This window comes from Streptomyces sp. NPDC051020 (assembly GCF_040683105.1).
GTDB lineage: Bacteria > Actinomycetota > Actinomycetes > Streptomycetales > Streptomycetaceae > Streptomyces.
This window is the reverse complement of sequence record NZ_JBFBCG010000127.1, coordinates 1-11,163: the sequence shown is the minus strand read 5'-3', so window position 1 is coordinate 11,163 and position 11,163 is coordinate 1. Positions and strand designations below refer to the sequence as shown.

At 69.9% G+C, this 11,163-nt stretch carries 9 protein-coding genes and 3 pseudogenes; 6 read left to right on the top strand and 6 right to left on the bottom strand.

The window, feature by feature from the left end; translation table 11 throughout:
* Positions 1-389: 389 nt before the first annotated feature.
* From AB0N06_RS35800 to AB0N06_RS35785, 4 genes and pseudogenes are all read right to left on the bottom strand, one after another.
* Positions 390-1,393: pseudogene (locus AB0N06_RS35800) on the bottom strand (IS5 family transposase).
* Between the two features lie 82 nt (positions 1,394-1,475).
* Positions 1,476-1,976, bottom strand: a complete 501-nt coding sequence (locus tag AB0N06_RS35795) for a nucleoside deaminase (RefSeq protein WP_366138863.1) — start codon at positions 1,974-1,976, stop codon at positions 1,476-1,478.
* Between the two features lie 142 nt (positions 1,977-2,118).
* Positions 2,119-2,589: a cyanase gene (gene cynS / locus AB0N06_RS35790; RefSeq protein ID WP_358861742.1), complete on the bottom strand. Its 471-nt coding sequence runs from the start codon at positions 2,587-2,589 to the stop codon at positions 2,119-2,121.
* A 127-nt stretch (positions 2,590-2,716) separates the two neighbouring features.
* Positions 2,717-3,304 (bottom strand): carbonic anhydrase, encoded by a 588-nt coding sequence (locus tag AB0N06_RS35785; protein WP_366138862.1) that lies wholly within the window; start codon positions 3,302-3,304, stop codon positions 2,717-2,719.
* 124 nt (positions 3,305-3,428) lie between these two features.
* On the opposite strand from AB0N06_RS35785, the gene cynR reads away from it, so the two are divergent.
* Positions 3,429-4,337: a transcriptional regulator CynR gene (cynR, locus tag AB0N06_RS35780; RefSeq protein WP_366138861.1), complete on the top strand. Its 909-nt coding sequence runs from the start codon at positions 3,429-3,431 to the stop codon at positions 4,335-4,337.
* Positions 4,338-4,391: 54 nt separating this feature from the next.
* Here the strand turns inward: cynR and AB0N06_RS35775 are convergent.
* Positions 4,392-4,650, bottom strand: a pseudogene (locus AB0N06_RS35775) (hypothetical protein); the annotation flags it as partial.
* Between the two features lie 483 nt (positions 4,651-5,133).
* Here AB0N06_RS35775 and AB0N06_RS35770 point away from each other — a divergent pair.
* The 5 genes from AB0N06_RS35770 (at position 5,134) to AB0N06_RS35750 (ending at position 10,746) form a co-directional block, all read left to right on the top strand.
* Positions 5,134-7,392, top strand: coding sequence for a M4 family metallopeptidase (locus AB0N06_RS35770; protein ID WP_366138860.1), 2,259 nt, complete (start codon positions 5,134-5,136; stop codon positions 7,390-7,392).
* Between the two features lie 280 nt (positions 7,393-7,672).
* Entirely contained in the window at positions 7,673-8,329 is a 657-nt protein-coding gene (locus AB0N06_RS35765) for an ATP-dependent endonuclease (RefSeq protein WP_366138859.1), read from the top strand.
* 114 nt (positions 8,330-8,443) lie between these two features.
* Positions 8,444-9,454: an RNA polymerase subunit sigma-70 gene (locus tag AB0N06_RS35760; protein WP_366138858.1), complete on the top strand. Its 1,011-nt coding sequence runs from the start codon at positions 8,444-8,446 to the stop codon at positions 9,452-9,454.
* Between the two features lie 81 nt (positions 9,455-9,535).
* Positions 9,536-10,057 (top strand): pyridoxamine 5'-phosphate oxidase family protein, encoded by a 522-nt coding sequence (locus AB0N06_RS35755; protein ID WP_366138857.1) that lies wholly within the window; start codon positions 9,536-9,538, stop codon positions 10,055-10,057.
* Complete coding sequence (locus AB0N06_RS35750) at positions 10,057-10,746, top strand: alpha/beta hydrolase (RefSeq protein WP_366138856.1); 690 nt, start codon at positions 10,057-10,059, stop codon at positions 10,744-10,746. Before AB0N06_RS35755 ends, AB0N06_RS35750 begins: the two co-directional genes overlap by 1 nt.
* Before the next feature lie 168 nt (positions 10,747-10,914).
* Here the strand turns inward: AB0N06_RS35750 and AB0N06_RS35745 are convergent.
* Positions 10,915-11,163 (bottom strand): annotated as a pseudogene (locus tag AB0N06_RS35745) (hypothetical protein); the annotation flags it as partial.

Genomic DNA, 11,163 nt, shown 5'->3' with positions numbered 1-11,163 from the left:
CCCGACGGGCCAGCGAGCCGAGCATCTGAGCCGCGAACGCCTCCAGGCGCGGACGGACCTCTTCCATCTCCTCAGGAGTCACACCTGAAAGAAGAGCACAACCCTACTCCTGCTTGATCATCCGGGGTACCTAACAAAGCCCTACTAAGGGCTGTCCCGTGATCCCTGGCGGGCGCCCGACGACAGCTGCGGCACCTCGCCGCGTTGTCGGAACGCCCGAGGAAGACCAGCATGAGGACGCCCCTCCGCCTTGCGATGCACCACATCTGACGCCGCGCGCTGATTCACCAGGGATTACGGGACAGCCCTTAGGCGTGTTTCGAAAGTCCCGCCTGCCGGGCGACGCTACTATCGAAACACGCCCTACTAGGGAGCGTATTTGGTCGTGATCAAGGGGCTGCTCGTGCGAGGTCCTTGATCCAGATCATCGAGGCGCGGAGGTGGAGGCCGGCGAGGTAGCTCCCCGGGGTCTTGTCGTAGCGGGTGGCAATGCCTCGCCGTGCCTTCATCCTGTTGATCCCCCGCTCGACGGTGTTCCGTTCCTTGTAGAGCTCGGTGTCGTGGCTGACGGGCCGGCCGCCCTTGGAGCCCTTCTTCTTCCGGTTGGCGGCCTGGTCCTTCTTCTCCGGGATGACCGCCTTGATCCGGCGTTTGCGCAGGTGGGCGCGGTTGCCGCGGGACGAGTAGGCCTTGTCCCCGGCGACCGCGTCCGGCCGGGTGCGGGGGCGGCCGACGGGCCCACGCACCCGCACCTTCTTCAGGACGGGGATGAATTGCGGGCTGTCCGCTGCCTGGCCCGCGGTCAGGATGAACGCCAGCGGGCGGCACTTGCGGTCGGCGGCAAGGTGGACCTTGCTGGTCTGCCCGCCCCTGGAGCGTCCGAGGAGGGCGGCCTTCAGCCGGAGTTTGTGCCGACGCCGGATGCGTCTTCGTTCTTCCCGCGCGGGATCGCTTTCGGCCGCCTGCCCGCTTTGTTCTTCGCAGCCGCCCCCTTTGACCTGGCCTTCTCCTCCTCGGCGGCGGCCTTCTCCAAAGCGGTGAGGACGTCCTCGTCGAGGTGCATCCCGGCCGCGTCGTGGTGGGCACGGGCGGTGGTGGAGTCGATGCTGACCAAGGACAGGTCCACCTCACCGCGCTTCGCGGCTTCCGCGATCAGGCCCTCCAGCAGGGCCTCGAAGACCCCGGCGTCACGCCACTGCCGGAAGCGGTTGTGGACGGTCGACCAGGCGCCGAACTCCGTCGGCATCTCCCGCCACTGGCCGCCCGTCTTGAACCGCCAGATCACGCCCTCGAACTGCTGCCGCAGCCGCTCGGGATATGGGCCGTACTCGCCGATCGGCAGGTACGGCTCGATGAACGCCCACTCCGCGTCGGTCAGTTGCACTCGCGTCACGCAAGACGGTCTACCGGACCGGGCCGTGCCGCGAAGGCGTATCCCGCAGATTGATCACGACTCGATACGCTCCCTAGGCGCCTCAGCCGGCGGTCGGGACGCCCGCGACGCGGCGCTCGCCGCCGTTGTGCTGCTGCCAGACCCGGTACACCTCGACGGCGTCCTCGCGCGCCTCGTAACGCATCGGCAGCCGGCGCTCCTGCCAGGGCTTGGCGAACTCGTCGTAGAAGCTGTCCAGCTCGAAGTACTTGCGGTCGTCCACGTAGTGGGGCTCATAGGCGTCGCGGGTGGTGAGGAAGACGACCTCGTCCGGCGAGCAGTAGTACAGCGAGCCCAGGCACATCGGGCAGGGGTGGGCGAGCACGTAGATGGTGGTGCCGGTCAGGTGCTCGGTGCCGAGCTTGGTGCAGGCTTCGCGGATGGCGAGGATCTCCGCGTGTGCGGTGGGGTCGCCTGTCTGGGCGACCTTGTTGGGGCTCTCGGCGAGGATCTCGCCGTCCTTGACGATGACGGTCGCGAACGGGCGGCCACCCTCGGCGACGTTCTGGCGGGCGATGTCGATGGTGCGCTGGACGAAGTCCATGAAAGATCCTCCAAAGACGGAAGAGGGATGCGAGGCCCCGGCAGGCGGCTTCGCGGGGTTCAGGGAACGGGGCGGGGCGGGCCGGAAGACTGTTTCCGGCCCGCCCCGTTACCGTCCGCGTGTGACGCCGTATCGGCGCCGGTCAGAAGGGCTTGGTCGGCAGGTACTTGCCGTCCAGGGTGATGACGGCGCGCTCGCCGCCCTCGGGGTCGGCGACCTTCTTCACGTCGAGCTTGAAGTTGATCGCGGAGATGATGCCGTCGCCGAACTCCTCGTGGACCAGGGCCTTGAGGGTGGTGCCGTAGACCTGGAGCATCTCGTAGAAGCGGTACATGGTCGGGTCGGTCGGGATCCGGTTCGGCATCGAGCCACGGACCGGGATGGTCTGCAGCAGCAGCGCCGCGTCGTCATCCAGGCCCAGCAGCTCGGCCACGGCCCTCGCGGAGTCCTCCGGCAACGGGTGCTGGCCGAGGACGGCGGCGGTGGTGAAGGCCACCGACAGGCCCGAGGCCTCAGCAATCTGCTTCCAGGACAGGTTCTTGACGGTCTTGGCCTCCACGGCCTTGGCCGCCAGGGCCTCACGAGCGGTCTGCTCGAACTGGGCGTGCACCATGATCAGTACGTCCTTTTCTCGGGTGGGCCACTTCACGGGGAGGGGGGTGGGGGTGAAGTGGCGGGTGGGTGGGGGTGGAAGGGGCTCCCGGCGGGCTGACGCGGACGGGAGCCCCAAGCCGGGTGGGTCAGGCCGCGAGCGCGGGGCCGGTGGCGCTCAGGTCCTCGACGCGGCCGGTGGGGATGTCGTAGACCCAGCCGTGCAGGGCGACCTTCCCTTCCGCCAGGGCGCGGGCGACCGAGGGGTGGGTGGCCAGGTTCGCCAGCTGGGCGAGCACGTTCTGCCGCACCAGGGCGGGCACGTCACCGTCGGCGGCGGTACGGGCCACCGAGGCGTCGGCGAGCCGCAGCCAGTCGGCGACCGCCGGGGCACCGCTGAGGTCGTGGCCCTCGGCGAGGGCGGTCATCGCGCCGCACGCGGAGTGACCGCAGACGACGATGTCCTTCACTCCCAGTGCGGCAACCGCGTACTCGATGCTCGCCGCGACCCCGTCGGCCCCGGGGGTGTACGCGGGCACCAGGTTGCCTGCCGTTCGGATGACGAAGAGGTCACCCGGCTCGGTGCCGGTGATCAGCTCGGGAACGACGCGGGCGTCGGAGCAGCTGATGAACAGCGTGTGTGGCATGTGATGCGTGGCCAGATGGGCAAAGAGCTCCGCCTTGGCCGGGAAGACGTCCCTCTGGAAACGGGCGACGCCCTCGGTGAGGTCCTGCATGGTCACTCCCTTCTGGTGGCGATCGGCCCTGTGGGCTGGTGAGATCCACCATGCATGACCTGTGCCTATAGTGTCCAAGAGTCGTTGACCATATAAGCTATTGGTCACATCTATAGTTGGCGTCATGGCTGTTCTCGAACTGCGTCACCTGCGCTATCTGCTCGCCGTGGCCGAACACGGCAACTTCACTCGCGCCGCCGAGGGGCTGCACATCTCGCAGCCCACGCTCTCCCAGCAGATCAAGCAGCTGGAGCGGAGCCTGGGCGTGCAGCTGCTGGACCGCACCGGCCGCACGGTGCGACTCACCGACGCCGGCGCTGTCTACACCGACCATGCCCGGCGCGCACTGCGCGACCTGGCCGCTGCCGAACGCGCCGTCCACGACGTCCAGGACCTCTCCCGCGGCCACCTGCGCCTGGGCGTCACCCCCACCTTCACCGCCTACCTGATCGGCCCGCTCACCGCCGAGTTCCACGCCCGCCACCCCGGCGTCAGCCTCACCCTGGCGGAGATGACCCAGGACCGCATCGAAGCGGCCCTGCTCGCCGACGACCTCGACGTGGGCATCGCCTTCGCCGGCGCCCACCTGCCCGGCATCACCGCCACCTCACTGTTCACCGAGACCCTCAGCCTCGTGACCGGCACCCCGCGCGCCCAGGCGATGCCCAAACCCCTACCGGTCCGCACCCTCAAGGACGAGCAACTCGCTCTTCTCAGCGGAGACTTCGCCACCCGCAGCCACATCGACACCTACTTCACCCGCCACCGGACCGCCCCCCGCGTCACGATCGAGGCCAACTCCATCCAGGCCCTCACCGAAATCGTCCAGCGCACCCCGCTCGCCACCGTCCTGCCCGACGCCATCACTCACGACCACCCCCACCTCACCCCCGTCCCCCTCGACCCGCCCCTGCCCACCCGCACCGTCACCCTCCTGCACCGCGAGGGCGCCTACCAAAGCGCCGCCACCCGCGCTTTCACCGAGCTCACCCACGACCTCGTCCGCACCCGCGGCTACGCCCCACCCCTGTGAACCGCCCGCCCCGGGGCGGGGTTCTTGCAGGAGAAGACCCTGTGGCGGCTGCTGGGCGCGATGCACCAGCCGGCTGCGGGCGTCGTCGGTGACGGTGACCAGGCACCCGAGGTCCTCGCCGTGCGCGGCGAGTTCATAGTCGACGCCGGCCTCGCGCAGCAACTGGTCGGCCTTCCACCGGTACAGGATGCGGGCCGGGCCGTTGTGGAACTCCCAGTGGTGCCACCGCAGCCGCTGCAGCTGTGACACCGCCGCATGCAGGGGCGGCTGACGAGGCCGTGGAGTACTCGATGAGGCCGTGGAAGGTGTCCTCGCCGGCGGCAGTGCGGCGGTCAGGTGCCGGATCCGGTCTTTGGCGGGCGAGCCGATCGGTGCGGTGCAGCCGTTTCGGGCGCGGGTGTCGATGACGAACTCGACGAGACGGCACGGATCCTGACGGACCGGATCCGGAGGCCGGTCGGCGCAGCGCCGACGTGAAGGCGGGCCAGGCGGTGCGGAAGATCCGGCGGTGCCGGAGTACTGCCGCGGCACCACCGTGCGCGACGGCCGGGACCGGAGGGAATCACCCGGGCTGTCGGAATCCGGATGTCAGGAACCCGACATCATCAAGTACGTGACATGCACAGGTCGACAATGGCATGCTCTTCTCCGGCCGCGCGGGGCTGGACGTTCCCCACAGGGATCTCGCACCGCTGCGGTCATGTCCTCCTCACCGCACCACCAGCTCTACTCGGGCAGTACCCCCTGCCCGGGCTGTCACCGGCCGCAACCCCGGTCGCCGCAGAAGGAGTTCCGAGTGAGAACGACCCCCCGCAAAGCTGTTGCCGCGAGCGCGCTCATGGCGGCCGCCGCGATGATCGCCGTTGCGCTCCCCACGCCCGCCACCGCCGGCACCCAGGCCGACGCGCCCAAGGCGAAGGTCCGGGCCGGCGCGCTGCAGGTCCAGCTCAGCGCGAGCGAGCGCGCCACGCTGCTCGCCGACGCGCAGGCCACCGTCGCCACCACCGCCAAGACCCTGGGCCTGGGCGGACAGGAACAACTGCTGGTGAAGTCCGTCCTGAAGGACGCCGACGGCACAGTGCACACCCGCTACGAGCGGACCTTCGCGGGCCTGCCGGTCCTCGGCGGCGACCTCGTCGTCCACGCGGCGGCGAACGGCGCCGTCAAGAGCGTCAGCAAAGCGACCAAGGCGACGGTGAAGGTCGCCTCGACCACCGCCGCGAAGAGCGCCGGCTCGGCGAAGACCTTCGCGCTCGACCGCGCCAAGGCCAAGGGCGCCACCGCCCCGAAGGCCGGCACCGTCCGCAAGGTCGTCTGGGCCGCCTCCGGCAAGCCCGTGCTGGCCTGGGAGTCCGTGATCGGCGGCGTGCAGCACGACGGCACCCCGTCCGAGCTGCACGTCATCACCGACGCCACCACCGGTGCCAAACTGTTCGAGTACCAGGGCATCGAGACCGGCACCGGCACCGGCCAGTACAACGGCCAGGTCACCCTCGGCACCACGCTGTCGGGCTCGACCTACGAGATGACCGACGGCACCCGCGGCAGCCACAAGACGTACGACCTGAACGGCGGCAGCTCCGGCACCGGCACGCTGTTCACCGACGCGGACGACGTCTGGGGCAACGGCCTGCCGAGCGACCGTCAGACCGCCGGTGTTGACGCCGCGTTCGGCGCCCAGGCCACGTGGGACTACTACAAGAACGTCCACGGCCGCAACGGCATCAGGAACGACGGCGTCGGCGCCTACTCGCGCGTGCACTACGGCAACGCCTACGTCAACGCGTTCTGGTCCGACTCCTGCTTCTGCATGACCTACGGCGACGGCTCCGGCAACACCAAGCCGCTGACCTCCCTCGACGTGGCCGCCCACGAGATGAGCCACGGCGTCACCTCCAACACCGCCGGCCTGATCTACAGCGGCGAGTCCGGCGGCCTCAACGAGGCGACCTCGGACATCATGGCCGCGGCCGTCGAGTTCTACGTGAACTCCGCGACCGACCCGGGTGACTACCTGGTCGGCGAGAAAATCGACATCAACGGCAACGGCACCCCGCTGCGCTACATGGACCAGCCGAGCAAGGACGGCGCGTCCAAGGACGCCTGGTACTCCGGCATCGGCAGCATCGACGTCCACTACTCCTCCGGCCCGGCCAACCACTGGTTCTACCTGGCCTCCGAGGGCAGCGGCGCCAAGGTCGTCAACGGCGTGAGCTACAACAGCCCGACCTCCGACGGCCTGCCCGTCACCGCGATCGGCCGCGACGCCGCCGCGAAGATCTGGTACCGCGCACTGTCGACCTACATGACCTCCTCCACCAACTACGCCGCCGCCCGCACCGCCACCCTGCAGGCGGCCGCCGACCTGTACGGGCTCGGCAGCGACACCTACAACAACACCGCCAACGCCTGGGCCGCCATCAACGTCGGCAGCCGCATCGTCCAGGGCGTGACGGTCACCGACCCCGGCCTCCAGACCACGCTGGTCAACAAGTCCGCGAGCCTGCAGATCCAGGCCACCAGCACCAACCCGGGCGCGCTGACCTACACGGCCACCGGCCTGCCGGCCGGCCTGTCGCTCGACGCCTCCACCGGCCTGATCTCCGGCACCCCCACCACGCTGGGCACCAGCACGGTCACGGTCACGGTCACGGACTCGACCAACGCCTCCTCCACCGCGACGTTCACCTGGAACGTCGTCAGCGTGATCAAGACCTTCGAGAACACCACCGACGTCGCCATCCCCGACGGGGGCGCCGCGGTCTACTCGGACGTCAACGTCACCGGGATCGCCGGCAAGGCACCGAGTGCCCTCAAGGTCGACGTGAACATCAAGCACACCTGGCGCGGTGACCTGGTCATCGACCTGGTGGCCCCTGACGGCACGCTGTACCGCCTGAAGAATTCCAACATCAACGACTCGGCCGACGACGTGCTCGCCACCTACACCGTGAACGCCTCCAAGAAGACCGCCAACGGCACCTGGAGGCTCAAGGTCCAGGACATGTTCCGCGGCGACAGCGGCTTCATCGACAGCTGGAAGCTGAACTTCTGACCTCAATAGCAGCACACTGAGGCGGCGGGACTCCTCCCGCCCGGGCCCGGCCGGCCATGACCGGCCGGGCCCGCAGATGTGCGCACCCAGCCCCGCGACGCCGCCCCCCATGTGCTGGTCGGTCTCAGACGTGGAACACGGCTGGCCGGCGCTGCGCCGGACTCCACCGCCTGCGAACCCGAAGCCGCACCTCCTCCGTTTCCTTGAGTCGTCGCCCCGGAAAACGTGCGTGCGTACGGGGTTTCGGCCGTGCCAGGATGGCGTGGGGAAGCGAGGTCTCGTGGACGAGTTGAGGCGTTTTGGCCTGGCGCTGGTCGCGTGGGCGGCCGGCGGAGCGGGAGCGGGTGCGGCCGCCACGGTGGCGCGGGAGCTGGCCGGCTGCGGTGTGCGCATGGTCGTGCTCGTCGAGGGGAGCAGTGATCAGGTCGCGCTCGAAGCGCTGGCCACGCGCTACGGCCGCGATCTCGGTGCGGAGGGCGTGGCGGTCGTACCGCTCGGAGGTGCGATGAGCATCGGGCGCTTCCTGGACGTGTGCGGTCCTCCGGGGCTCGGCCTCCCGCTGGCCGGTCTCTGCGACATCGGCGAGGAGCGGCACTTCCGGCGTCACCTGGAGCGGGTCGGACTCGGGTCCGGTCTCACGCGCGCGGGACTGGAGACACTCGGTTTCCATGTGTGCGTCGCCGACCTGGAGGACGAGTTGATCCGCGCTCTCGGGGCCGAGGGTGTGCAGCAGGTGATCGAGGCCCAGGGTGAGATGCGCCCCTTCCATACCTTCCAGGGCCAGCCGGCACAGCGGGAACGGCCTGTGGAGCACCAGCTGCGACGCTTCATGGGCACGCACAGCGGTCGCAAGGCGCTCTACGCGCAGGCGCTGGTCGCGCATCTGGACCCCGGGCGCGTTCCCCGGCCTCTGGAGCGCCTCCTCGCGCACGTCTGAGACGGCCATCACCATCGCCGTCGCCGTCGCCGTGCGCGGCCCCCTTCAGAGGATCGGCATCGGCGGGACAGCCCTTAGGGTTGCCGGTGGCGGTCGGATAGGGGGAGCTGAGCGTTGGACGGGCCGGCGAGTGTGAACAGCGAGGTGCTCGCCGCTGTGCGAGCGGCGGACGGGGCGGCGTTCGCCGGGCTCGCCGAGCGGCATCGGTGGGAGTTGCGGGTGCACTGCTACCGGATGGTGGGCTCGTTCGACGATGCAGAGGACCTGGTGCAGGAGGCGTTGCTGCGGGCGTGGCGCTATCGCGGGAGTTTCCAGGGCCGCTCCGCATTTCGGGCGTGGCTGTACCGGATCGCGACGAACGTGTGCCTGGACTTCCTCGACCGGCAGCCGCGGCAGCTGACACCGGGTGAGTCCGGCCGACCGGCGGACGTGGGGTGGCTGCAGCCGTTCCCGGACCGGTTGCTGGAGCCGGCGGCTGCTCGGGAGGCGGAGCCGGAGGCCGTGGTCGTCGCCAGGAAGACCATCGAGCTGGCATTCGTGGTGGCGATCCAGCATCTGCCGCCTCGCCAGCGGGCCGTGCTGATTCTGCGGGACATGCTCGGCTGGCCGGCGGCGGAAACCGCCGCGCTGCTGGAGATGAGCGTGGCCGCGGTGAAAAGCGCGTTGCAGCGGGCACGGCCGGTGCTGCGGGAGCACTTGCCGGAACGCCGCGCCGGCCGAGTCTCGGCCACTCCCCTTGCTGACCGGGAGCGGGAGCTGCTGCGTCGTTTCCTGGCTGCCCACGAGCGGGCCGACGTCGCGGCGTTGGCGGAGCTCTTGAGCGAGGACGTGCGGCTGTCCATGCCACCGTTGCCGTACTTCTTCGTCGGCCGGGCGGACGTCGTCGCCTTCGTCGGGAACGCACTGGGATCGGGGTCGCCCTTGCATCGGGGGCAGTGGCGGGGTGTGCCGGTGGCGGCGAACCGGCAGCCGGCCATGGCCGGCTACATCCGGCTGCCGGGAGAGGCGGCCTACCGGCCGCAGGTGCTCAACGTGCTGCGAGTCGAGGATGGGGAGATCACCGAGATCGTTGCGTTCGAGCCCCGTGTCTTCGGCGCATTCGGCCTGCCTGCGACCCTGCCCTGATAGCTCCGATTCCTTTTCCGCGCTCGGGTGGTCTCACAGTGCACGACCGCAACCGGTGCGGTCGGAGGCAAGGAGCTGAATGTGCACACACTGACCCACGAGGAGCTGGCGGCCCTGCGGCAGGGAGATGTCCGCCTGCTGGACAGCGACATCGCGCAGGGCCTGCTGGCCTCGACCGAGCTCGCACGCGTGGCGTATGTGGCAGCCGATGGCACACCACGGGTGTTCCCGATGCTGTTCCACTGGACTGGGCAAGATGTGGTGCTGTCCACGTTCTTCCCCGCCCGGAAGATCGCGGCGCTGCGGGCCAGGCCCGATGTGGCGATCACGATCGACGCCGCCGGGACCCCGCCGCGGGCGCTGTTGATCCGTGGCCGTGCCGAGGTCACCGATGTCGACGGGATCGTCCCGGAGTACGCGCAGGCCATGCGCCGCTACGGTGGCGAGGAGGAGGGCGCGGCCCGGGTCGCGGCCGTCGACCATCCTGGTGTGCGGATGGCCCGGATCGCGGTGCGCCCCGCCTGGGTGGGGGTCCTGGACTTCCGGACCCGATTCCCCGGTGACTCCACGGCCGCCGAGTTCACGCGGCGGGGACAGGCGTGATGACCGAGTACGTGTTCATCCCCGGAGCCGGATCCGATTCCTGGAACTGGCACCTGCTCGCCGACGAGCTGCGAACCCGCGGCCACCGCGTGGCCACGCCCGAGTTGCCCTGCGACGACGATGCGGCCGGGCTGCCCGAGTACGCCGACACGGTGGCCGCCGCGATCGGCGACCGCACCGGCACCGTGCTGGTCGCCCACTCCTTCGGCGGATTCACCGCGCCGCTGGTCTGCCTGCGCGCCCCCGTCGAGCGACTGGTACTGCTGACCGCGATGATCCCGCAGCCTGGCGAGGCTCCCGGTACCTGGTGGGCCAACACAGGTTATGAACAGGCCCGACGCGAGCAGGACGAGCGCGACGGCCGGGACCCCGATGACGAGGACGCCCTGTTCTTCCATGACGTCCCGCCCGCGCTGGCCGCTCAGGCGCGCGAGCACAGTCGCCGGCAGTCCGAGACCCCGTTCGCGGCGCCCTGGCCGTTGTCCGCGTGGCCTTCGACGCCGACGGCGTTCCTGCTCTGCCGGGACGACCGCTTGCTCCCCGCCGCGTTCATGCGCCGCGTCGTCGCCGAACGCCTCGGGATCGTTCCCGACGAGATCGACGGCGGCCACATGGTTGCTCTCGCACGGCCCCGACAACTCGCCGACCGCTTGGAGGCATACGCCACCACGGACTCGGCAACGCCCTGACCAGCGCAGGGCGTTGCCGAGCTCTGGACCCTGCTGCCCGTCCCTGTCACCGGCCGGACCACCCACCGGCCGGAGACACACCACCTCCGCGTCGGCCGGCCGTGGATTCCTGCACCGGCATGAGCGGATGCCCGCCAGAGACCTGAGCACCGAGCATCGCGCGCTCTCTCAGCCCGCTTGCCGCGCGGCGTCCCGCTTGGCGGTCTTCTCCGCGGCTGGCCTCTTCGCCTTGGTCTTCCGGGCCGGTGTCTTCTTCGCGGCCCTCTCGGCTTCGCGTGGACAATCTCTCCCCCGGCGCTGGGCGGAGTGTCCGGTGGGCGCGCGGCGGATGGCGATGAGGGCGACGTCATCGCCGAGGTCTCCGCCGGTGTGGGCGACCAGGTCGCGCTCGATGTGGTGCAACAGGACCTCGGGAGG